The 22,990-nt window shown below is 61.5% G+C and carries 21 protein-coding genes; 4 read left to right on the top strand and 17 right to left on the bottom strand.

The window, feature by feature from the left end; translation table 11 throughout:
- The first annotated feature begins 166 nt into the window (after positions 1-166).
- The 3 genes from PMI30_RS24865 (at position 167) to PMI30_RS24855 (ending at position 3,368) form a co-directional block, all read left to right on the top strand.
- The gene (locus PMI30_RS24865; RefSeq protein WP_007898206.1) at positions 167-1,030 is read left to right on the top strand and encodes a LysR family transcriptional regulator; all 864 of its coding nucleotides are present in this window, start codon (positions 167-169) and stop codon (positions 1,028-1,030) included.
- A 110-nt stretch (positions 1,031-1,140) separates the two neighbouring features.
- Positions 1,141-2,283, top strand: a complete 1,143-nt coding sequence (locus PMI30_RS24860) for a sterol desaturase/SRPBCC family protein (RefSeq protein ID WP_008006515.1) — start codon at positions 1,141-1,143, stop codon at positions 2,281-2,283.
- Positions 2,280-3,368, top strand: a complete 1,089-nt coding sequence (locus PMI30_RS24855; protein WP_008006518.1) for an SMP-30/gluconolactonase/LRE family protein — start codon at positions 2,280-2,282, stop codon at positions 3,366-3,368. The genes PMI30_RS24860 and PMI30_RS24855 overlap by 4 nt, the downstream gene beginning before the upstream one ends.
- 146 nt (positions 3,369-3,514) lie before the next feature.
- On the opposite strand, the gene PMI30_RS24850 is transcribed toward PMI30_RS24855, so the two are convergent.
- Both PMI30_RS24850 and PMI30_RS24845 read right to left on the bottom strand, forming a co-directional pair.
- Positions 3,515-3,775, bottom strand: coding sequence for a hypothetical protein (locus tag PMI30_RS24850; protein WP_008006520.1), 261 nt, complete (start codon positions 3,773-3,775; stop codon positions 3,515-3,517).
- 109 nt (positions 3,776-3,884) lie between these two features.
- Positions 3,885-4,127, bottom strand: coding sequence for a hypothetical protein (locus PMI30_RS24845; protein WP_008006522.1), 243 nt, complete (start codon positions 4,125-4,127; stop codon positions 3,885-3,887).
- Positions 4,128-4,345: 218 nt separating this feature from the next.
- Between PMI30_RS24845 and PMI30_RS24840 the strand changes: the two genes are divergently transcribed.
- The gene (locus tag PMI30_RS24840) at positions 4,346-4,867 is read left to right on the top strand and encodes a DUF4142 domain-containing protein (protein ID WP_008006523.1); all 522 of its coding nucleotides are present in this window, start codon (positions 4,346-4,348) and stop codon (positions 4,865-4,867) included.
- A gap of 185 nt (positions 4,868-5,052) precedes the next feature.
- Here PMI30_RS24840 and PMI30_RS24835 read toward each other — a convergent pair whose 3' ends face one another.
- The 15 genes from PMI30_RS24835 to PMI30_RS24765 all read right to left on the bottom strand — a co-directional run bounded on the left by PMI30_RS24835 (position 5,053) and on the right by PMI30_RS24765 (position 22,799).
- Positions 5,053-7,164 carry a hybrid sensor histidine kinase/response regulator gene (locus tag PMI30_RS24835; RefSeq protein ID WP_032834901.1) on the bottom strand — a complete coding sequence of 704 codons (2,112 nt, stop codon included), beginning with the start codon at positions 7,162-7,164 and terminating at the stop codon, positions 5,053-5,055.
- Positions 7,165-7,296: 132 nt separating this feature from the next.
- Positions 7,297-10,395: an error-prone DNA polymerase gene (locus PMI30_RS24830; protein ID WP_443216283.1), complete on the bottom strand. Its 3,099-nt coding sequence runs from the start codon at positions 10,393-10,395 to the stop codon at positions 7,297-7,299.
- The gene (locus PMI30_RS24825) at positions 10,371-11,786 is read right to left on the bottom strand and encodes a Y-family DNA polymerase (RefSeq protein WP_008006529.1); all 1,416 of its coding nucleotides are present in this window, start codon (positions 11,784-11,786) and stop codon (positions 10,371-10,373) included. Before PMI30_RS24825 ends, PMI30_RS24830 begins: the two co-directional genes overlap by 25 nt.
- Before the next feature lie 7 nt (positions 11,787-11,793).
- A complete protein-coding gene (gene imuA / locus PMI30_RS24820) occupies positions 11,794-12,411 on the bottom strand; it encodes a translesion DNA synthesis-associated protein ImuA (RefSeq protein ID WP_008006531.1) in 618 nt (205 codons plus the stop codon).
- Positions 12,411-13,028, bottom strand: coding sequence for a transcriptional repressor LexA (lexA, locus tag PMI30_RS24815; RefSeq protein WP_008006533.1), 618 nt, complete (start codon positions 13,026-13,028; stop codon positions 12,411-12,413). Before lexA ends, imuA begins: the two co-directional genes overlap by 1 nt.
- 101 nt (positions 13,029-13,129) lie before the next feature.
- On the bottom strand, positions 13,130-13,414 hold the full coding sequence (locus tag PMI30_RS24810) for a DUF971 domain-containing protein (RefSeq protein WP_008006536.1): 285 nt from the start codon (positions 13,412-13,414) through the stop codon (positions 13,130-13,132).
- On the bottom strand, positions 13,411-14,373 hold the full coding sequence (locus PMI30_RS24805; protein ID WP_008006539.1) for a HEAT repeat domain-containing protein: 963 nt from the start codon (positions 14,371-14,373) through the stop codon (positions 13,411-13,413). Before PMI30_RS24805 ends, PMI30_RS24810 begins: the two co-directional genes overlap by 4 nt.
- Positions 14,370-15,218: an ABC transporter ATP-binding protein gene (locus tag PMI30_RS24800; RefSeq protein WP_008006542.1), complete on the bottom strand. Its 849-nt coding sequence runs from the start codon at positions 15,216-15,218 to the stop codon at positions 14,370-14,372. The genes PMI30_RS24805 and PMI30_RS24800 overlap by 4 nt, the downstream gene beginning before the upstream one ends.
- The gene (locus PMI30_RS24795; protein WP_008006544.1) at positions 15,218-16,000 is read right to left on the bottom strand and encodes an ABC transporter permease; all 783 of its coding nucleotides are present in this window, start codon (positions 15,998-16,000) and stop codon (positions 15,218-15,220) included. The genes PMI30_RS24800 and PMI30_RS24795 overlap by 1 nt, the downstream gene beginning before the upstream one ends.
- Before the next feature lie 182 nt (positions 16,001-16,182).
- The gene (locus PMI30_RS24790; RefSeq protein ID WP_008006546.1) at positions 16,183-17,586 is read right to left on the bottom strand and encodes an ABC transporter substrate-binding protein; all 1,404 of its coding nucleotides are present in this window, start codon (positions 17,584-17,586) and stop codon (positions 16,183-16,185) included.
- Positions 17,587-17,822: 236 nt separating this feature from the next.
- Positions 17,823-18,068 (bottom strand): 4Fe-4S dicluster domain-containing protein, encoded by a 246-nt coding sequence (locus PMI30_RS24785; RefSeq protein ID WP_008006547.1) that lies wholly within the window; start codon positions 18,066-18,068, stop codon positions 17,823-17,825.
- A gap of 25 nt (positions 18,069-18,093) precedes the next feature.
- On the bottom strand, positions 18,094-19,845 hold the full coding sequence (locus tag PMI30_RS24780) for a fumarate reductase/succinate dehydrogenase flavoprotein subunit (protein WP_008006549.1): 1,752 nt from the start codon (positions 19,843-19,845) through the stop codon (positions 18,094-18,096).
- Positions 19,842-20,594: a GntR family transcriptional regulator gene (locus PMI30_RS24775; protein ID WP_007898187.1), complete on the bottom strand. Its 753-nt coding sequence runs from the start codon at positions 20,592-20,594 to the stop codon at positions 19,842-19,844. The genes PMI30_RS24780 and PMI30_RS24775 overlap by 4 nt, the downstream gene beginning before the upstream one ends.
- A 332-nt stretch (positions 20,595-20,926) precedes the next feature.
- Positions 20,927-21,895, bottom strand: coding sequence for a Gfo/Idh/MocA family protein (locus PMI30_RS24770; protein WP_008006551.1), 969 nt, complete (start codon positions 21,893-21,895; stop codon positions 20,927-20,929).
- 16 nt (positions 21,896-21,911) lie between these two features.
- Complete coding sequence (locus PMI30_RS24765; RefSeq protein WP_008006553.1) at positions 21,912-22,799, bottom strand: Dyp-type peroxidase; 888 nt, start codon at positions 22,797-22,799, stop codon at positions 21,912-21,914.
- Positions 22,800-22,990 lie beyond the last annotated feature (191 nt).

The raw sequence follows: 22,990 nt of genomic DNA on the forward strand, positions 1-22,990 counted from the left end.
GCTGCGCAGCAGTCGTAAAACAGATAGACGCGTTTATCTGACATTACGCGTCGACGGGTCTTGGGGCCGCTTCGCGCCCCAGCGGGAGCAAGCTCCCTCGCCATAAGTGGTATCGGAAGACAAATGCTGCTCTTACAATGCCCGCACCTCCCGCATCGGCCTGCCCATGGACATCGACCTCGCCCGCACCTTTCTGGAAATCGTCCGCCACGGCAGCCTGGCCGCGGCGGCGGAAAAGCTGCACGTCACCCAGACCGCGATCACCGCCCGCGTGCAGAAACTCGAAAGTCAGCTGGGCAGCACGCTGTTCGTGCGCAACCGCGCCGGGGCGCGCCTGACGCCGAACGGCGAGGCCTTCGTGGTGTACGCCAATCAACTGGTGCAGACATGGGAAGCGGCGCGTCGTGACCTGCCGCTGCCCGAGGGCTACCGCGACGTGCTGCACATTGGCGGCGAGGTCAGCCTGTGCAACCCGTTAATGCTCAGCTGGGCCGGCGAGCTGCGCGAGAAGATTCCCAGCCACGCATTGCGCATGGAAATCCGCGACGGCGAAAACCTGCTGCGCCAACTGGAGCTGGGGGTGCTGGATGCCGCGCTGGTCTATCAGCCCGAATACTGGCCACGCCTGCAAGTCGAGCAGGTGCTGGAAGAAAAACTCATCCTGGTACGCCTGGCCGGACAGCCCGATCCGTACGTGTATATCGACTGGGGCCCGGACTTCCGTCGTCAACACGATGCCGCGTTGCCGGAAAAGGCCAAGGCAGCCTTGAGCTTCAACCTCGGCCCGCTGGCCTTGCAATACATCCTGGAAAACGGCGGCAGCGGCTATTTCCGCACCCGCGTGGTCCAGAGCTACCTGGAAAGCGGCGTGCTGGAACCAGTGCCCAAAGCTCCGGAGTTCAGCTACCCGACCTACCTGGTTTACTCCCGGGACCGCGACTCGGCGACCTTGCAACGAGCCTTCGATTTGCTGCGCGAAGTGATCAAGACGGACGACGACTGGTCCCAGCGCTGGAACCCCTTGACCTGACGCCAGGCGCCTTGCACCTGAGCATGGCGCTTGTGCCCTCAAGGTTGAGCCAGCCTCTGCGGTGGGATCGGCTAATCTGCTGGTTATAACAATAACCACAGGTGCACTCAGTGAGGCAGACCACCGAAGCATTCCGCGCGCGCTACCGTGCCGACATTCATCCGCTCTACAACCCTTGGTTGCACGGCGTGTTTGTGCTGCTGTTCGGGTTGCTGGCCATCGGCGCGTTCTGGAGCACCGTGCATCAGGTACACCCCCTGGAATGGCTGGCGGTGCCGCTGACCCTGTTGTTCTTCAACTTCGGCGTCTACGTCGTGCATCGGCATCTGGGGCACCATAAAAAGCGCTTGGCGCGAATGTTCTACGCCCGTCACGCTGGTGATCATCACAGCTTTTTCACCCCTGGCCACATGACCTACGACAGCGCCCGCGACTGGCGGGTGATTCTGTTTCCGGCCTGGCTGATCGTGTTGCACACCCTCGTCATCACCGCGCCTGCCTGGTGGCTGTTGGCTCAGATCAACAGTAACGTCGCGGGGTTGTTCGGCGGCTGCATGGTCCTCGGTTACCTGACTTATGAAGTGTTCCATGCCTGCGAACATCTACCGCCCGGCAACCCGCTGACACGTCTGCCGTGGATTCGCCAGATGCGCCGTCTGCACGAACTGCACCATCGCCGTGAGCTGATGCAGGAGCGCAATTTCAATATCGTGTTCCCCCTGATGGACTACCTGTTCGGCACCCTGTATTGGGAACCGGAACAGGCGCCTGCGCACCTGACGAGAACGCCCACCCGCCTGCAGCACGTGATCGACATCGCAGCAAATCCGGTCGCCGTGCTCGCCTACGCCAGTACCGCGACACGTTGGCCAGAGTGGCATCCGTCCTCCCTCAAGGTCGATGGCCAGGGCGGCCCGTTGTATGCCGGGGCGCGGTTCGAGGAAGACATTCGAGCCGGCGGGCGTGAGGGGCATTTGTGCTGGGAGGTCGACGAATACCTGCCCGGTCGCCGCTGGAGCGCTCGGGCCCGGGGCGATCATGGACTGTCGCTGGTGGTGACTTACGAGTGCGAGGCTTTTGGCGACGGCACGCGGTTTGTCCGCACCCTGGAATATTGCTTCAGCGGTGTGGTGATGCGCATCGCCAATCGATTGTTGCTCAAGCGGCGCATCGAGCGTGAATCGGCGCAATCGATGTTGGCATTACGCCAGATGGCGCAAAAACATCTGGCCTCGACAGGAGTCACCGCGTGAGAGCCCTCAAGTTTCGGCATTTATTGTTGCTGTTGATCATTGTGATTGGCGGCTTCCTGTTGTTGTTACCCACCAAAGTCCAGCCGATCGCCTGGACACCGTCACCGGCGCCCTCCCTCGTCGATGGCATCTACACCGACAATCAGCGCCTCAAAGGCGTAGAACGTGTCGGTGCCGCGGACATCGACGGCCCGGAGGCGTTGCTGCTGGAGGAAGACGTCCTGATCACCGGTCTGCATGACGGCCGGTTGATTCGCACCAGCCTCGACGGCAAAACCACCAAGGTGCTGGCCGATACCGGCGGCAGGCCATTGGGCCTGGCGCGGCACCCCAATGGTTTGCTGGTGATTGCCGACGGGGTCAAGGGTTTGCTGTCGCTCGATGCTCAGGGCCGGTTGATTGCATTGAGCACCACGGCCAACAACGTGCCCTTTGGTTTTACCGATGACGTGGTCATCGACAAGCCCGGGCATTACGCCTATTTCAGCGATGCTTCCAGCCGTTGGGGTTACGGCAAGGATGGCGAGGCGATCATCGAGCACGGCGGTGACGGCCGATTGCTGCGATATGACTTCCAGACCGGCAAAACGACGGTCCTGCTGGAGAAACTGGAGTTCGCCAACGGCGTGACCCTGGGGCCTGACGATGCGTTTGTGCTGGTCAACGAAACCGGCGCCTATCGCATCAGCCGCTATTGGCTGACCGGGCCAAAAGCCGGAACCCACGATCTGTTCATCGACAATTTGCCAGGGCTGCCGGACAACCTCGCATTCAATGGTCGCGACCGTTTCTGGGTGGCGCTGTATGCACCGCGCAATGCACTGCTCGACGCCACGGCGCCCTACCCTCTGGTACGCAAAATGATCGTGCGCGCGCTGACGGTCCTGCCCAAACCGGTGGAGAAACGCGCCTTCGCCCTCGGCCTGGACCTCGACGGTAAAGTAATTGCCAATCTGCAGGACGCCAGCAGCGGCAACTACTCCCCCATCACCACCGTGCGCGAGTATGGGGACTGGTTGTATCTGGGATCGCTGAAAGCGCGGCACATGGCGCGGTTGCCGTTGAGCACGGCGTTGCAGCCGTAACGGTGATCAACCTGTGGGAGCGGGCTTGCTCGCGAAGGCGCACTGACATTCAACATTGATGTCGACTGGCATGGCCTCATTCGCGAGCAAGCCCGCTCCCACAGTTGATCGGGGTTGCCGCGAGATTTGCGATCAACTCTCGTGAATCAACGCGAATCCATCTCACCATCGCGTACCGAATTGTCTGTCTCTTCGCGCACTCGCTCCGGGTCGATGCCAGTGACGTCATCGCGCTCCAGAGGCGTTATGTCCTCATTGTCCGGCAGTTCATCAATGCCCGGTTCATCCTCGGGGTTGACGGTGGTGCGGCCCGGGCTCAGGGGTTCGGGATGAGTCGGGATCGGGTCGTAGCCGCCCTGTTGTTCGCTGGGGTACTTTTCTTTATGGGGAAAGGCTGGATGGGGCATGAGGCACCTCGCATGGAGCCGTAACGTCGGGCTCTGATCGTTCGAGGTGCCGGTATTTATCCCCGTTCCAATTTTTCAGTCACCGGTCGTCGGTGATCTGATATGGATGTCAGGATGGCGTCTGGAGTCGTTCAACGATCTTCTTCTTGAACTCCACGCGCTTCTCCTTGAGCTTCTTCAGTTCGTCATCGCTGAGTGCATTCGATAGTGCGGACTCGGCTTTCACCACTTCCGCGTCCGTCTGGGAGTACTTGTTGAGCAGTGAATCCAGTAACGGATCCTTGGTGCGTTTTTGCTGGATCTCTTCCTTCGTGCAGCGCAAATCCTGATAAAGGTCATGAGTCACCGGCATGGAACACCTCCGTTTGTTAATCGGTAGCAAACGCGATCGATTGCGTTCACCAGCTATCAGAATGGCCTCGCTTACCCGGTTCTGTCGACCGTCTATCAGACCAGCGGTGTCCGTTCGTCGTCCTGTCGCAAACGCGATAAAACCTTTACCCGAGCGCCCGCCTCCATTGAATAACGATCACCCGGATCGTCCATAAAAACCTGTGTGGAGAATGATCAATGGACGGCTTCAATCTGCGTCACCTCGCCCTGGTCGTTGCCTTGAGCACCGGCATGGGCACAGCTTTCGCCGCCGATTCCAACGACTTCGTCGATGACGCGGTCGCGGGCGGCATCGCGGAAGTCGAGACCAGCAAACTGGCCCTGGAAAAAAGCTCATCGACCGACATCAAGGCGTTCGCCAATATGATGGTCACCGATCATTCCAAAGCCAACAATGAACTGGCGGCACTGGCGAAAAAGCATGACATCGAAGTGCCGGACACGACGACGATGGTTAAACAGGCCAAGGAAAAAATTCTCGACCTGCGCGATGAATCCTTCGACACGGCCTATGCCAACAATCAGGTGAAGGCTCACGAAGAAGCCATTGAACGGTTCAAGAAAGAAGCCAATACAGTGACGGACGACAAGACCAAAGGTGCTACCGAACTTAAGGCCTTCGCACAAAAAATGTTGCCGGCGCTGGAAAAACACCTGGATATGGCGAAAAAACTCCAGGCGGCTCATCCTGACAAATAACCCCCACAGGAACAAGGCTTGCCCGATGATCGCTCATCGCGGGTAAGCCTTGATTCCGGTCGGTTAGCCCTGTAGGAGCGAGGCTTGCCCGCGAACAAGATCCCGCGGTGTATCAGGGACCCCGCGTCATCGTTCTTCGCGGGCAAGCCTCGCTCCTACAGGGCCGCGGATCGCATTTACAGGTCTCAACCACCCAGCACGCTGCGGATCATGCTCAACAGCGCTTCAGGGCCATAGGGCTTGCTCAGCAGATAAGTGTCAGGGTTGAGTTGGTGATTGCGCGAAATAATGTCCCGGGTGTGGCCGGAGGTAAACAGCACCGCCACCGGAGGATTCTGCACCTTGGCCCAGGCGGCCAGGTCCGAGCTTTTGATCAGACCGGGCATGACCACATCGGTGAAGATCAGGTCCACCGCCGCGCCATCGAGCAACATCTGCATGGCCAGGTCACCGTTGGCCGCGGTCAGAACCTGATAGCCCTCTTCATGCAACAAGTCGACCGCCGAGCCACGCACCGCTTCGTTGTCCTCGACCACCAGAATGGTTTCGTGCCCGCCACGGTGCTGCGGATCATGGCGAGTTGTTTCACCGGGCAACGGGCGCAAGCTACGCGGGAAATACAGCTGCACCCGAGTGCCCTGCCCGACGACGCTGGAGATCTCGATATGCCCGTCGCTCTGTTTGACGAAACCGAACACCATGCTCAACCCCAGGCCGGTGCCTTGGCCGTCGGCCTTGGTGGTGAAAAACGGTTCGAAGGCCTGTGCGAGCACTTGAGGCGGCATGCCGACACCCGTATCAGCCACCGCGACGCAAACATAGTCGCCGGCGACGATGCCCTTGCCTGCGCAAAATTTGCGGTCGAGGACAATGTTCTCGGCGCTCAGGGCAATGGTCCCCTCGCCGTTCATGGCGTCTCGAGCGTTGATCGCGAGGTTGAGAATGGCGTTTTCCAGTTGATTGCGGTCCACGTAGAGATGCCATGGATCGTCAGGCGCCGTCACCTTGATCTGGATAGTTTCCCCCAGCGCCCGCTGCAACAATTCTCCCAGGCCTTCAAAGATCTGCCGTGGATCGCAGACCGCCGGCGACAAAGGCTGACGACGGGCGAATGCGAGCAATTGCGACGACAATTTGGCACCGCGCTCGACCGCGGCAATCGACGCACTGACCCGGCGTTGCACGTTGGCGTTGTCCGGTTCATGACGCGCCAGCAAATGCAGGTTGCCAGCGATCACCTGCAACAGGTTGTTGAAGTCATGGGCCACGCCGCCGGTGAGACCGCCGATGGCTTCGAGTTTCTGTGACTGACGCAGCTGCTCTTCGGCCGCCAGCCGCGCTTCGACTTCGTTGGCGACTCGCTGCTCCAGGTTACGGGTGAATTTGAGCAACGACTCTTCAGCGGTCTTGCGTTCGTGGATATCAATCAATACCCCGGGAAAGCGGAACGCCTCGCCTTGCTCATTGAACTCGCAACACCCGCTGGCCAGCACCCACAGGTAACTGCCATCGGGGCGCAGAACCCGGTATTCGGCGTTATAGGGCACGCCGGTTTCCACTGACTGATTGATCCGTTCCTGAACCCAACTGCGGTCGTCGGGATGGATCTGCATTTCGGCGATGAGCGGTGGCAGGTTGGCCAGGTCCTGGTCAGGCGGATAGGAAAACGTGCGGGCAAAGCGTTCGTCGGCAGACAGCACATTAGCCTTGATGTCCCAGACGAACGAGCCGAGCAAAGCCCCGGCATTAAGCGCCAGGCGAACTCTTTCGTTGTCGGCGCGATAAGCGCTTTCGGCTTCCTGGCGGCGGCGCTCGGAAATCACATGATCAGTGGTGTCGACCACCATTGCCATGACCCCGGCCGGGTGCCCGTCATCATCGGCGACGGGGCTGTAGTAAAGATCCATCCAGACGTCTTCGGGTACGCCATCACGCAACAGCACCAGGGCTTTGTTGTGATAGGACAAGGTACCGCCCGCAAGACAGGTATCCACCACATGCCGATTGAATTCGGCGACCTCTGGCCAGCCCAACTCCACCGGAGAACCCAGCAGGTAAGGATGGCGCCCACCGGCAAATCTCGAGTAGGCATCGTTATAGATCATGTAACCGGGCCGGCCCCACAGCATCACCATCGGCAGGGGTGAGGCGAGCAATAATTGCACCGCGCTGTACAGGCTTCCGGGCCAGGTATCGATGCTCCCAAGCTCGGTCAGGCTCCAGTCGAACGCGCGAATGCGTCCGGCCATTTCGCCGCTCCAGCCGGTACATCCGTGGCTATTGTCTAGAAACTGCATCGACTGGCCTATGTCCTGTGGATGACATGTTTTCAGGCAGTGCAACGGCGTGAGGAGACGGTGCGTGCCCGTTTGTTTCGAGCACCGCCGACGCCAATGGTTTCATTGAGGTATAGCTGATATGTCGGCGGCTCAGCGGAAATCCCGGCTGCGCACATGGATACCGTCGAGCAATGAACTCAGGTCGCTCAAGCGCCCGGCAATCAGATGCCGCACCTCGCCTACCTTTTCCCAGCGCCCATCGACCTTGAGCAATTGCGAGCCGACCAATACCTGCCGTTGCCGTTCGGCCAGGTCACGCCAGACCACCACGTTGACGTTGCCGAACTCGTCTTCAAGCGTCACGAAGGTCACGCCGCTGGCGGTGCCCGGGCGTTGCCGACCGGTCACCAACCCGGCGACGCTGACCGGTCGGCCGTGTTCGACATCCATCAGTTCTTTCGAACTGCGGCAACGCCGGGCTTTCAACTCACCCCGCAGCAATGCCAGCGGATGCGGGCCGAGGGTGGTGCCGACACTGTTGTAATCGGCTTGCAGGTCCTCGCCCACGGTGGGTTTGGGCAGAGACACCACCGGCTCTTCCTGGCTCGGCAAACCGGCAAACAAGCCGAGCTGCTTCTGCACCCCCGCCACTTCCCAGCGCGCCCGATGCCGATCACCGGCCAGCCCGCGCAATGCACCGGCATCGGCCAGTTGCTCCTGGGCGCGGGCATCGAGTCGCGCCCGTTCGCCAAGGTCGGCGATGTCGGCAAACGCCCCTTTCGACCGTGCAACTTCAATGCGCCTGGCATCGTCCTCGCGAAAGCCCTTGATCATCCGCAACCCCATGCGAATGGCTGGCTGCGCGCCGATGATCGGTTCCAGGCTGCAATCCCAGTCACTGGCCCGCACGTCCACCGGACGAATCTGCAAATCATGTCGGCGGGCGTCCTGGAGAATCTGGTCCGGGCTGTAGAAACCCATGGGCCAGCTGTTGATCAGCGCACAGGCGAAGGCCGCCGGCTCGTGGCATTTCAACCAGCAACTGGCATAGGTCAGCAAGGCGAAACTGGCGGCGTGGGATTCGGGAAAGCCATAATTGCCGAAGCCTTTGATCTGCTCGAAGATCTGCGCGGCGAACTCCGCCGTGTAGCCGTTTTTTTTCATTCCGTCCGCCAAACGTTCCTTGTGCGGCTCCAGTCCGCCGTGGCGTTTCCAGGCGGCCATGGAGCGACGCAATTGATCGGCCTCGCCGGGGCTGTAGTCGGCGGCGACAATCGCAATCTGCATCACCTGTTCCTGGAACAGCGGCACGCCCAGCGTACGCTCCAGCACCGCTTCGAGTTCTTTCGACGGGTAGATCACCTCTTCTTCGCCCTTACGCCGCCGCAGATAGGGATGCACCATCCCGCCCTGAATCGGCCCCGGACGAACGATCGCCACCTCGATCACCAGATCGTAGAAATTCTTGGGCTTGAGCCTCGGCAACATCGACATCTGTGCCCGGGATTCGATCTGGAACACCCCGATGGTGTCCGCATGGCCAATCATCTCGTAGGTTTGCGGATCTTCGGCCGGCACCGTCGCCAGACTCAGGTCGCGGCCACGGTGCCGACGCAGCAGGTCGAAACAACGACGAATCGCACTGAGCATGCCCAGCGCGAGGATATCGACCTTGAGCAGCCCGACCGCATCCAGATCGTCCTTGTCCCACTGGATGATGGTGCGCTCGGCCATGGCGGCGTTCTCCACCGGCACCAGGCTGTCCAGGGGCTGCTCGGAAATCACGAAACCGCCCGGGTGCTGGGACAGGTGCCGGGGGAAACCGATCAACTGCCCCGTCAGGCTCAGCACCCGGCGCAACACCGGGCTGTCGGGATCGAAACCACCTTCACGCAGGCGCTCGACGGGCGGCGCCTGATCACTCCAGTGGCCGCAGCAGTCGGCCAGGGCGTTGACCTGATCCGGCGGCAAACCCAGAGCCTTGGCCACATCGCGGACTGCGCCGGCACCGTGGTAAGTGCTGACCACCGCCGTCAGCGCCGCACGGGTCCGGCCATAACGCTGGAACACGTACTGCAGGACTTCTTCACGCCGCTCGTGTTCGAAATCCACGTCGATGTCCGGCGGCTCATTGCGCTCTTTGGAGAGAAAACGCTCGAACAGCAACGTGCTCCGCTCCGGATCGATCTCCGTGATGCCCAGCACGTAGCACACCGCCGAGTTGGCGGCAGAACCGCGCCCCTGACAGAGAATGTGTTGCTTGCGGGCGAAATTCACAATGTCGTGAACCGTCAGGAAATAACTTTCGTACCCCAACTCGGCAATCAGCTGCAGTTCCTTGTCGATCTGCGCCAACACCTCGGCTTTAGGGCCTTTTTCCCAACGCCACCGAACACCCTTTTCGGCCAACTCCCGCAGCCAGGAGGTGGCCGTATGACCTTCAGGCACCAGCTCCCGGGGATATTGATAACGCAACTGACCGAGGTCGAACGTGCAGCGCCGGGCGATGTTCAGCGTTTCGTCGAGCAGTGCTTGCGGATAGAGCTCGCGCAAGGCGTCGAGGCTGCGCAGATGCCGTTCGCCATTAGGATGCAGACGCAACCCGGACTCGGCCACTGGCAAGTGATGACGAATCGCGGTCATGGTGTCCTGCAAGGCGCGACGGCCACGGGCGTGCATGTGCACATCGCCGCTGGCCACCGCCGGGATCCGCAATTCCCGCGCCAGGGTCAGCAGCGCCGCCAGTCGTCGGGTGTCGTCCTGCCCGCGATGTAACTGAACGCTCAGCCACAGGCGCTCGGCGAAAGTCTGCTTCAGCCAGTGGCCCTGCTCAACGTCATCGACGGCGTCCGGCACCCACAACGCCAACAGCCCCGGCAACGGCTCGCTGAAATCCTCCCGCAGCACCTGATACTGGCCTTTCTGCGTACGGCGTCTGGCGCGGGTAATCAGTCGGCACAGGGTTTGGTAACCCTCGAGGCTTTCCACCAGCAGCACCAGTTTCGGGCCGTCTTCGATGCGTATTTCACTGCCGATGATCAGCGGCAATTCCACGGCCTTGGCCGCCTGCCAGGCGCGGACGATACCCGCCAAGGTACATTCGTCGGTAATCGCCAGCGCCTGATAGCCCTGCTTTTTCGCCCGTTGAAAAAGCTCAAGTGCACTGGAAGCACCACGCTGGAAACTGAAGTTCGACAGGCAGTGCAGTTCGGCATAGTCGACACTCATGCGAACCAGCCTTGCAGCCACAACGGACCGTCTTCACCCACCGCCCGATAGGCCCAGCCCTGCTGGCCGGAACGGGTTTCGATCAGGTAATAATCGCGGCGCACGTCGTCGCCGTCCCACCAGCCCGACTCGATTCGTTCCGGCCCCATGAGGATGCGCGTCGAACCTTCGTGTACTGCCTGCGGCTCCGTCAGCAACCAGCCCGGACGTTGCACGGCAGGCAACGCCTCGCAGGTCTGGCTGTTGACACTGGTCTGCCACGCGCATTCGGGCCGGTGATCGGCCTGGAACCGCAAGCCTTGCACCGCGTCATCCCCCAGCCGTGCACGCAAGCGTTCGCGCAGTTGCTCCCAGGGCAAGGACTGCTGCGGACGATCATCGAACAGTTCCTGGTACTGGGGCACAAAGGCCGGTAGCTCTTCGGCGCGCAGACGAAAACCGCGCACCGGCGCCTCGACCTGAACCTGCTCCAGCCTCCCCCGGGCCAGTTCGAACAGCATCGCCGGATCACGCTCGGCGCTGAGCAGGCCGACCTTGATCAGCGTGTCTGGCAACCCGGCGTGCTCCAGGTGCAGGTCGAAACGCTGCACACCGCTGTCCCGTCCGCAGAGAAACGCCGCCAGATCACCGGTCAGCCTGCGCAACGGAAACAGCAACGCCTGATGAGACTGCACATCGAAGTTGAGCTCGATGCGCACATCGAAACGGTCCGGCGGCAGGTAAAACGCCAGCGCCAGATGGCGTAAACCAAACAAGGCATCCAGATGCTTGAGCACCTGGGCCTCGAAACGCCGGGCCAGGCTATGTCGAGGGAGCGCCTGCACCTGACTCAAGGTGCGCAACCCCATGCGCGACAGTGCCGTGGCAACGCTTGGCTCCAGGGCGATCCGGTCGACGGGCAACTGCCCGAGATGGTGCTGCAAAGCTTCATTGTCCGGCACCACCAGACCGTCATAAACGTTGGCCAGCACCCGCGCCGCCACCGGGTTGGGCGCGGCGACAATCCGATGACGAAACCCCAACTCGCCGAGTTCCGCTCGCAACCGCGCCTCGAATTGCGGCCAGGGCCCGAACAAACCCAGGCTGGATTCGATTTCAAACACCACGGCGCGCGGGTAATGCACGCTGACCTGGGAACTGAACCGATAGGCCCAGGCGGCCAGGAACTGCTGCCAGTGTTCGATCTCGGCGGCATCGTATTCGGCGGTGACAAACCCTTTGCTCAGGGCCTGAGCGGCGGTCATCGACTGGCCGGGACGCAAGCCCAGCGCCCGCGCCGAACCGTTGACCGCTTGCAGCACCCGGCGCTGGGCCGGACCGGTCAGCAGCGCCAGCGGTTCGTCGGGGTCGGGGCGCTGACGCAGTACCGCGTCCAGCGCCAATTGCGGGAAGAGAATGCAAACCCAGCGCATGGCAACCTCAATGCCCGACGGCAAAGGCAATCGGCGCCGAACGGGCCAGCCCGCCCCGGCACTTGAGCACCCGCAATTGCGCAGGTTTGGCGTCGATGGCGATGCGCAGGGCCGCTGGCGACGGGTTGATGGCCTCACTGAGCGAGCGATAGGCGAACGCCAGGGTCTGACCGGTTTCCGCCGCCACCTGCAAACGTCGCAACGCTCGATCGTCGGCTTTGTGCGGCCAGCACAACACCGCCCCGCAACTGCCCGAACGCAGGCATTGTTCCGCCGCCCACAACGCATCGCGCTCGCTGGCCTGGATGATCGACAGTTGCCGCAGATCGACCCCGGCGTTCTGCCAAGCCTGGGGATACGGCACGTAAGGCGGCGCCACCAGCACGATGCGCTCACCTGCCGCCGACAGCCGCGCCAGCGCTGGCCACACCAGTTGCAACTCACCCACGCCCTGCCCGGCCAACAGGATTTCAGTCAGTGCCGCTTCCGGCCAGCCGCCAGTGGGCAATGCCGCATCCAGCGCCGCATGCCCCGTGGGTTGCGGGCTGACAGCCGGTGGCGCAGGCCGGCCCTTCCAGACCTGGCCGCCATTGAACAGCGTATCCAACGCAACGACGGCGCCCATCACCCTTGCCTCACCAGACCGCAGAACACGCCTTCGATGGCCAGATCCTGATCGGCTCGAACAATGATCGGCTTGTAAGCCGGATTACGCGGTAACAGGCGAACAGAATCGCCGACCCGCTCGAAACGCTTGATAGTGACTTCGCCGTCGAGCCGCGCCACGACGATCTGGCCGTTGAGCGCTTCGGGATTGCGCCGCACGCCCACCAGATCACCGTCGAGAATGCCATCCTCGATCATCGAATCGCCTTGCACCCGCAGCATGTAATCCGGCACCCGCGAGAAGATCGACGGATCGAGCAGCAAACGGCTGTGGACCTCGGCATCGGCACCGATCGGCGCACCGGCCGCCACTCGACCGAGTACCGGAACATCCAGCAGCTCGGGCCGCGACGGTTGATTCAGCAGCCGGATACCTCGCGCCTGATGCGCATTGACCTCGATAAAACCGGCCTCGGTCAGCGCGAGCACGTGCTTGCGCGCCACGCTACGGGAGGCGAAACCAAAGGCCTCGCTGATCTCGGCGAGGCTCGGGGGCTGACCGTGCTCGGCGATTCGATCGCGGATGAAGGTCAGGATGGCGGTACGGCGGGGAGTTAAAGTCGTCATGGAGTACATTTGTACTCTTTTGAGTTTTTCCTGGCAAGGACTTGTAGGAGCGAGGCTTGCCCGCGAAGGCGGTGTGTCAGGTAAAGCGCCTTCGCGGGCAAGCCTCGCTCCTACAGGGGTGGGGTTAATCCGGACAGGTAGGGCCATGGGTAGATGCCGCGTTCGTGGCCGTCGCTGAAGATCAGTTGCAGGCCGTAGCCTTGGGCGTTGAGTTCGATCACGCGGATGCGCTCATCCACTTTCACCGTCAGGCCCTGCAACCGAAACGCCCGGCACTGTGAGCAGGGACATTGGCGGCGCAGTTCGGTGTGATCGAGTACCTGCTCGCGCCCATCCGGCCAGCTCAATCGCAGTTGTTGTTTACCCTGGGAATTACCAATCGCCACCGGGTTCATTGCAGCTGACTCAACGCAATGCGCACGGCTTTGCGCACTTCCGGGTCACCGTCGTCTTGCGCCGCCTGCAATGCGGCGATGGCGCCTTTATCGTTCAATTCGCCAAGGGCCAGGGCCGCTTCCTTGCGCAGGTTGCTGATGCGGTGGCCGAGGGTTTCGATCAACGCTTCGAGGGCCGGAACGTAACGCAAGCGGCCAAGGCTGCGGGTGGCGCGCAGGCGGACTTGCCAGTAATCGTCGCTCAAGGCTTCGACCAAGGCAGAACCAGCGTCGGCGTGTCCGACCTTGCCCAATGTGGTGGCGGCTTCTTCGCGCACTTGCCAGGCCTGGTCCTGCAACGCCTGACGCAACGCTGGCAGCACTTGCGCATCGGATGCCAGGCCGAGGGCGCCGGTGGCGGCGCGGCGGACTTCGGTGTCCGGGTCGTGGCTGGCGAGTCGGGCCAGGGCCGGCAACGCATCGAGCTGCTTGAGCCAGCCGAGTACGCCGACGGCTTCACGCCGGACATTGGCGTCCCTATCGTCCAACGCGGACAATGCCGCGCAAGCCGCCTGGGGAAAACGCAACTCGCGCAAGGCCCTGAAAGCCGCGACGCGCACGCTGATGTCGGCATGCCCGGTCCACGGCAAAATCACCCGCCCCGCTGCTTCACTCTTGAGCAGGCTGAGGCTTTGCGCAGCGGCAGACTGCACCGCCAGCGATGAGTCAGTCAGCGCCTGGCACAGCGCTTCGACCACCGGTTCATCCTCCCAGGCTTCCAGCAATCGAGCCGCTTCGGTGCGCACCTCTTCGGTCGGGTCTTGCGCCAGTCGATTGACCAGCCACAGCAAGCCATCCGGTTCTTCGAGGTCGGCCAGCTCGATCAGGGCGATGCGGCGCACGCCAGGGTCGTCATCGGTCAGGCGCGGTTGTAAGGCCAGGATGTCGTCGTTATCGGTTACATCGAATAGAGAGGTCATAGGGCAAATCGCGGCAGTGGGTTTTCAGGGGGAAGTCCGAGAGGGTTCAGGCGCGGTAACTGCCGACCGTCTTCGTGACGCAGCAACTCGAGGCAATGACGCTTCAAGCGGGAAAACTCGTGGCTCGTCACCAGTTCGGTGGTGCGTGGCCGGGGGAAGTCGAGGCGCAGGTCTTCGATAATCCGCCCCGGGCGCGAGCTCATGACCAGCAGGCGATCGGCGAGGAACAGCGCTTCGTCGATGTCATGGGTGACGAACACCACGGTGGTGCGAATTCGCGTCCAGATGTCCAGCAGCAGTTCCTGCATGTTCAACCGGGTCAGCGCATCGAGAGCGCCAAAGGGTTCGTCCATCAGCAACAGGCGCGGACGATTGATCAGCACCCGGGCGATTTCCACCCGTTGTTGCATGCCGCCCGACAGCTGATTCGGCCAGCGCTCGGCAAAACCTTCGAGGCCCACCAGGGCCAGCATTTCATCAGCCGCTGTATGGCGTTCGACTTTGCCGATGCCGCGCATTTTCAGGCCGAAAGCCACGTTGTCGCGCACCGTGCGCCACGGGAACAGCGTGTGTTGCTGGAAGACCATGCCACGCTGCGGCGATGGCCCTGAGACCTGCGCACCGTCGACTTTCAGGGTGCCGGTTCGCGGCTGCAGGTGACCGGCCAGCGCGCCGAGCAAGGTCGATTTACCGCAACCGGACGGCCCGAGAATGCACACGAATTGCCCCGGTTCAATCTGGCAGTCGAGGCCTTGCACGGCTTCGAACGCCTGCAGGCCTTCACCGAGAACGATGGACAGTTGGCGGATGTCGATCCGCCCTTCAGGGGTTTGCATCACGCTCATCAGGCTTTTCCTCGTGGTCGGTGCCAGGGCGTGAACAGCCCGCCCAAGCGTTTGATCAGCAGACTGCTGCCCATCCCGAGCACGCCGATCAGCAACATGCCGACCACGATGTCGGCGTAGTTCTGGATGGTGTAGGACTCCCAGGTGTAGTAACCGATGCCGTACTGGCCGGAGATCATTTCTGCGGTCACCAGGCAGAACCACGAGGTGCCCATGCCGATGGCGAGACCGGTGATGATGCTCGGCGCGGCGCCCGGCAGAATCACCTCCAGCAGAATCGCCCGACGCCCTGCCCCAAGGCTTTTCGCCGAGGCGATCAATCGCGGGTCGACGCCTTCGACGCCGTGCACGGTGTTGAGCAGAATCGGGAACAACGCGCCGGTGAAGGTGATGAAAACCATGGACAGTTCCGACGACGGGAACATCAGGATCGCCAGGGGAATCCAGGCCACGGCCGGGATCGGGCGCAGGACTTCCAGGGGTGGCAGCAATAAATCTTCGGCCCATTTCGAACGACCGATGGCCAGGCCCAAAGCGATGCCGATGATCAGCGCCGCGAGGTAACCGGCGAAGACCCGGCCGAGGCTGCTGCTCAGGTGTTGGGCGAGCTTGCCGGAGTCGCCGAGGCCCAGGGCTGCTTCGATGACTGCCAGCGGGGTCGGAACATTGGCGAAGGTCACCAGGCCAAGGTTCCAGTGGCCACTCGCGGCGAGTTGCCAGAACAGTAGGCAGAGCAGCAATGAAGCGGCTCGGGGGAGCCAGCGTGACAATGATCGAGACATAATTCTTCCTTTCACCCGAGATCCTGTAGGAGCGAGCCTGCTCGCGATTGCGGTCAGGCATTCAGCATTTATGTTGGCTGGTCCACCCCCATCGCGAGCAGGCTCGCTCCCACAGTTGATCGGTGGTGAACTCAGTATTTGCGTACGACTTCTCTCCCACAGTTGACCGAGTTGTTTGGGAGTTAGCGGACGGCTACCGCCTGGGTGGTGGCGTCGGTGAAGTCGAAGACTTTGCCGCCCTGGGCCGTGGCGAATTGTTGGGCCTGGCCTTTGAGCAGGAACGCGCTGAGGCGTCCTTTCGCATCGCTGGCAAACCACGCCTGATCCGCCAGCAATTTGATCCCGCTGTCACTGGCCTGGGCATACACCGCGCGGATGTTTTTGCCTTCCTGCTTCAGGCTGGCTAACGCGGTAAATGCCGATTCCGCCGAGGCGTATTGGCGGACTTTCGGCTCGCCACGCACCCAGATTTCCGCCACGTGGCTGAAATCGGTAATGGCCTTGCCGTCCAGCGCATCCACCGCCTTCAGAGGTGTTTGTGCGTAGTTGGCCAGTTGCGCGGTGTAGTCCAGTTTCGAGGCCTTGAACGCGGCGCGGATGTATTGGTCGTCGATGAAGGTATTCAGATCGAGCCCACGATCAGCCTTCTTCAACAATTTGAGGGTATCGATGGCTGTGCCCACCGCCTGACGGTATTCCGGCTTCCAGCTCAGGTCCCGGGTTTGTACGCCCAGCGGGCCGTGGAACAGGTAGTTGACCTCGGCATCGACGCCGGTGACCTTGGCGATCAGCTCGCTGTATTTCTCCGGTTCCGCCGCCAGCAATTGATTGGCCTCAATGCTCGCACGCAGATAGGCGACGACGATCTCCGGGTATTTTTTCGCATAGCTCTGATCGACCAAGGCGCCGTGGAAGGTCGGCGTGTTGGCCTGTGAGCCGTCATAAATCTTGCGAGCGAAACCGCGGCTGGTGAACAGTTCGGCGAACGGCACAAAGTCGGCGTGAGCTTCGATCTTGCCGGCCTGCAATGCGGAGCCGGCGACTTCCGGCGCCTGGGCGATGATGTTCACATCCTTGAGCGGGTCCCAGCCTTGAGCCGCGACGGCGCGCAACAACATGCCATGGGCAGTGGACGCGAACGGCACGGAAATGGTCTTGCCTTTGAGTTCGGCCAATGACTGCACGCCCGAAGCGCTCGGCACGACGATGCCGTTACCGCTGCCCTTGATACTGCCCGAGAGCACGCTGATGAACAGGCTGTGCTTGCCGGCGGTTTCGAACGCCACACCATTGAACGAACCGGGGAAATCGGCCATGGCGCCGAAGTCGAGTTTGCCGGCGACCATCTCGTTGGTCAGCGGCGCGCCGCTGGTGAAGTTCTTCCACTGCACCTCGTATTGGGCGTCCTTGTAGGGGCCGTCGTGGGGCAGGTATTTGTCCAGCAGACCGAGCTCGCGAATCAACAGTCCGCCAGCGGCGCAGTTGATGGTGGTGTCCTGGGTGCCGATGGCGATGCGGATGGTTTCCGCTTGAGCCGACAAGGTGAATGAAGCCAGTACCAGACCGGCAAATGCTGCACGCAACATAGGTGTATCCCCTCGAATCATTTATAGGATGTTCGTCTCCGCCACGATCAGGGCGTGGTGGGAAACGAGGGGTGTTTTGAAGCAAGCGTCCGGGGGTTACCGGATGGCTTTGTGGTTGTCTGGGCTGGCCTCTTCGCGAGCAGGCCCGCTCCCACAGGTTTATCGGTGTACTCAGGACTTTCGGCTGGCTTCGATCCACTGTGGGAGCGAGCCTGCTCGCGATGGCGTCCTGTCAGTCAGCGCAGCAGATACGGGATCTCAACTTTCACCGCCCCGGTCGGGCAGTCCTTTTCACACGGCATGCAGTACCAGCACTCGTCGAACGCCATGTAGGCCTTTTGCGTGGCCGGGTTGATCGCCAGCAGGTCCATCGGGCACACATCGACGCATACGGTGCAGCCTTTGTGGGCGATGCATTTGTCCTCGTCGATCGTAACGGGGGCGTTGGAGCGGAAGAAGATTTCCTGGGGTTGGTAGGCCATTGGCGGTTTCTCTCTTGGGTGATGCTCAGGCAGCAAAGGCACCGACCCGCAGCCGGTCGTAGGCCTGCATTTCTTCGGCGTCCAGCGGGATGATGTAAGGCTCGACGGCTTTCTTGAAACTGGTCATCGCGCCGTCATCGCCCTTCTTCAGGTGGCAATGGCAAAACCAATCGCTGTCGTTGCGTTGCGGGTGGTCGACCCGATAGTGGTAAAGCCCCCAGCGACTTTCGGCGCGGAACAGCGAAGCGCGGGCGGCCATTTCGGCGCAGTCGCGGATCATGCTGACTTCCATGGCGCGCATCAGCTCGTGGGCGTTGTGGGCCTTGATCTGATCCAGATCGCGCTGGATATCGCTGAAGCGTTGCAGGCCGATCTGCATCTTCCTGGTCACTTTCGGCGGTTGCAGGTAGTCGTTCACAAAACGCCGCAGCTTGTATTCGACTTGCGCTGCCGGCAGCCCGTGCTCGCGGTCCAGCGGTGCGTAAACCCGAGCCCTTTCTGTTTCGATCTGATCCGCATCCAGCGCTGAAAACTCGCGCGTGGCGACAAAGTCCGCCGCGTTGGTGCCGGCAAACCAGCCATAGGTGAACGCGCCGAGCATGTAGTTGTGCGGCACCGCCGCCATGTCACCCGCCGAGTACAAACCCTTTACCGACGTCTCGGCCTTCTCGTTGACCCACACGCCGGACGCCGAATGGCCACTGCAAAAACCGATTTCGGAGATGTGCATCTCGACCATCTGCGTGCGGTAGTCGGTGCCGCGATTGGCGTGAAACTGACCGCGACTCGGGCGTTCGTTGCTGTGCAGGATCTCTTCGATGTTCTGGATGGTTTCCTCGGCCAGGTGATCGAGTTTGAGGAACACCGGGCCGTTGCCGCTTTCGAGCTCCTGGTGGAACTCCCACATCATCTGCCCGCTCCAGTAGTCGCACTCGATGAAGCGTTCGCCCTTGTTGTTGGCGGTGTAGCCACCCAGCGGGCCAGTGACGTAAGCGCAGGCCGGACCGTTGTAATCCTTGATCAGCGGGTTGATCTGAAAGCATTCGAGGTTCGCCAGTTCAGCGCCGGCGTGATAAGCCATGGCGTAACCGTCGCCGGCATTGGTGGGATTTTCGTAGGTGCCCATCAGGTAACCCGAGGACGGCAAACCCAGACGCCCGGCGGCGCCGCAGCACAGGATCACCGCTTTAGCCTTGATCACATGGAAGTCGGCCGTGCGGCAATCGAAGCCCATCACACCGTTGACCGCGCCCTCTTCGTCCGTCAACAAGCGGGTGCAGACCAGCCGATTGGTGATGCTCACCCTTGCCCGTTTCAACTGGCGGTACAGAACTTTCTTGATGTCGTGCCCTTCCGGCATCGGCAGCACGTAAGCGCCCATGTGGTGGACTTTCTTGACCGCGTAATCGCCGGTTTCGTCCTTCTCGAACTTCACGCCCCAGCGGTCCAGTTGCTCGATGGTTTCGAAGCTGTGGGTCGCGTAGGCATACACCGCGGCCTGATTGACGATGCCGTCGTTGGCAATGGTGATTTCCTTGGTGTACTGCTCCGGTGTCGAGTGGCCGGGAATGATCGCGTTGTTCAACCCGTCCATGCCCATGCTGATCGCGCCGCTGCGTTTGACGTTGGCCTTGTCGATCAACAGCACGCGCAGATCGCGGTTGCGCTCCTTGGCCTTGATCGCCGCCATCGGCCCGGCAGTGCCACCGCCGATCACGACGATGTCGTATTCCTGTTCGAGCGTCTTTCTAATCACGGAGCTGGAGCTGTGGGTCATGCCTGATCCCCTTTTTGCCGGTCAATCCGCAAGCGGTACTGGAACGCATCGCCGCGGTAGTAAAGGTGTTCAAAGTCCAGGGGCTGGCCATCGGCGCTATGGGTCAGACGCTCGATGCGCATGATCGGCGAGCCGGGTTCGACGTTCAGCGCCTGGGTCAGGTCGCTGTCGGCCAGCACTGCGTCGATGGCCAGATCGGCGTGCCCGAGGGCCAGGCCACAGTCGTTTTCCAGGATCAGGAAAATATCGCGCGTCACCAGGTCGGCCTTCTCCAGCCGCTCGCCGATGGCTTTTGGCAGATACGTAATTTCCAGCGAGATCGGCTCGCGATTGATCAGCCGCACGCGTTTGATCTGCGCCACAGTCTCGCCTTCAGTCACCTGTAAACGTTCGGCGACGAGCTTGTCGGCGGCAATGTATTTGAAGCTGCGCAGGCGGTTGATCACCTCGTAGCCGCGACCGGTCATGGACTCGGCCAGACCTTGCAGGGTGCTGACGTTCTGGAAGGTTTTCGGTTTGGCCACGAACGTGCCTTTGCCGTGAATCTTGAAGATCAGCCCTTCTTTTTGCAGATCGCCCAAGGCCTGGCGCACGGTGATGCGGCTGACTTTGAACAACGTGCCGAGCTCGCTTTCGGAGGGCATCTGGCTGTCTTGCGGGTATTCGCCGTCGAGAATCCGGGCGCGCAGCACATCGCGCAGTTGGGTGTGCAGCGGGATGCTGCTCAGGGAAAGAACGTTATCGGTCATGGAAGATCACTTGTTATAACGAGTTATGACGTGATCTTAGAGAGCCCGTGCGAGGGTTGAGAAATATTGTTTGGGCATAAGGTTAGAGCTTGGCGTCAGTCGAACATCTTTGTTATGGCCCCACAAACCTCTGTGGTGAGGGGGCTTGTCGGAACGCCGCACCGCCCCGTTCGGCTGCGCAGCAGTCGTAAAACCAGCGAACACGGTGTGTCAGAAGGAATGAGATAGCAGATTTTGGGGCCGCTTCGCAGCCCAACGGGGCGGTGCGGCGTTCCGACAAGCCCCCTCGCCACAGGGAAAATCACTTGTCACAAAACCGCGGTGCTACCAGCTCAGCCGCGCTTGAGGATCTGGTCCATCACCCAATCGGTCTTCAACGCCTGTTCGGCCATCGCCGGGTGCTGAGCCTCGCCACGGATATGGGCGTTCATGCCCAGCACGTGGTGCCACTGGATGTGTTCGTGATGTTCGATGTGCAGGCTGAGGTGTTCATCGGCTTCAAGCTGTACCGGGTGTTCGTCGAACACCGAAAAGCTGATCCGGCCTTGGCTGCCGATCACCTCCACCCGGTCCTCGCGACGGTCCGCCACGAAGTTCCAGCAGCCCATGCCCAACGCCCCGGACGCAAACCGCCAACTGGCGCTGACGGCGTCTTCGGCGGCATAGAGGCCAGCCTGGTGCGCGGTGAAACCAGCGACCTCGACGATGTCACCCAACAGGTACTGGAACAGGTCGAAGCCATGGCTGGCGAGGTCGGCGAAGTAACCACCGCCGGCAATCGCCGGGTCCGTGCGCCAGTTATCGGTGCCACCAAGGTCGCTGGGTGACGGCGCTTTGGTCAGCGTCCAGGTCAGGTGTCGGACTTCGCCGATCCGCCCTTCTTGCAGCCATTGCCGCACCTGCTGGAAGCGCGGCAACGAGCGTCGATAATAGGCAACGAAGAGGTGCAGTCCGGCCTCGGCAAAGACCTTTTGCATCTCACGGCTTTGCCCGACATTCAGCGACATCGGTTTTTCGACGCAGCAATGTTTGCCAGCGGCAGCCACTTGCAGGCTGTAAGCGTGATGGCTGTCGGGGGGCGTGGCGATGTACACCGCGTCCACCTCGGGGTCGTTGATCAGCTCGTCGGCGTCGGTGTAGACCCGGGCAATGCCGTGGCGCGCGGCGTAATCGTTCACCGCCTCCAGACGCCGCCCCATCACCGCCACCAGCGCCGAGCCGGGCGCCTTGTAAAACGCCGGCCCGCTCTTGCGCTCGGCCACACTGCCGCAGCCAATCATGCCCCAGCGCACCACGCTCATAGACACTCCTTGAGGTTTAGCCGATGCGCAGTGCGCGCAGGTCGAGGCGACCGTCCTTGAGTGGTGGGCACCAGTAGTAGCCGCCGGTGATCGGTCGGCTGATGCGATACAGACCGTCGGTGATACCGTCTTCCAGACCGCTCATGCGCCGCAGCTGGGATTCGAACGCGTCGAGGGAAAAACCGAAGGCCAGGAACATCAGGCCGGCGCGCTCGCCTTCGATCCACGGCATCGAGCGACGGACCACGAAGGCTTCGGGTGTGAAGCTTTCCTGGGCGGTGCGTTTGACGTGGGCAGAGATTGGCGCGTCATCGAGTTCTTCGTTGTCGCTCAGGCGCCGACCCATGATGTTGTCTTTCTCATGGGAGGGCATCGCATGGAAGCCTTTCAAGTCGTGCTGCCACTGCTGGATCGCGGCGAAGCTGCCACCGACCAGACCGTCCGCGCCTTCGCTCAACAATGCGGCCGCTACAGCGGCTTCGTCGTGAGGGTTTTCGGTGCCGTCTTCGTAACCGGTCAGGTCGTGGCCGGTCATGTGGCGGAAGGTTTCGTTCATTTGCACCAGACGCAGGGCCGGGGCCAGCGCGGCTTCGATCGCGTTGCTGCGATTGAGCAGTTCGCCACGGTCAACACCGTGCAGCCAGCACCAAAGCGCGTGTTGGGTCGACGGGTTGTCGACGCCGACACCGACCAGCGCAGGAAAGGCACGCAAGCCATCGATCTGCGCGTGCAGCGCCTTGACCAGGGATTCACCGAAACCGACCACCGCCGACTTTCCGTCCACCAGGCGCATCAGGTTATCCAGCGCTGCCGGCAGCGCCTCGATGGATTCAAGGGCGAAGAACATATGACGAGCTTGAGGCGGTACAGGGGTGGCGAGAATGCCCGGCTGGTAGTAACTCATATGAACTCCTTCAGAAAGAATGCGAAGTTTAACCGCAGGATCGTTACTTGTGTGTTTTCAGGGCAAAAGGTCGCAGCCCGTAACCCTGTAGCCCTGTAGCAGCTGCCGAGCCAAAAAAATCATAAGATGAGTCATGACAAGCGAGTCCGAGGTCTGCTAAAACGATTCATCAGTGCATCACCCAATCCAGA

It is taken from the genome of Pseudomonas sp. GM50, assembly GCF_000282375.1.
Classification (GTDB): Bacteria; Pseudomonadota; Gammaproteobacteria; order Pseudomonadales; family Pseudomonadaceae; genus Aquipseudomonas.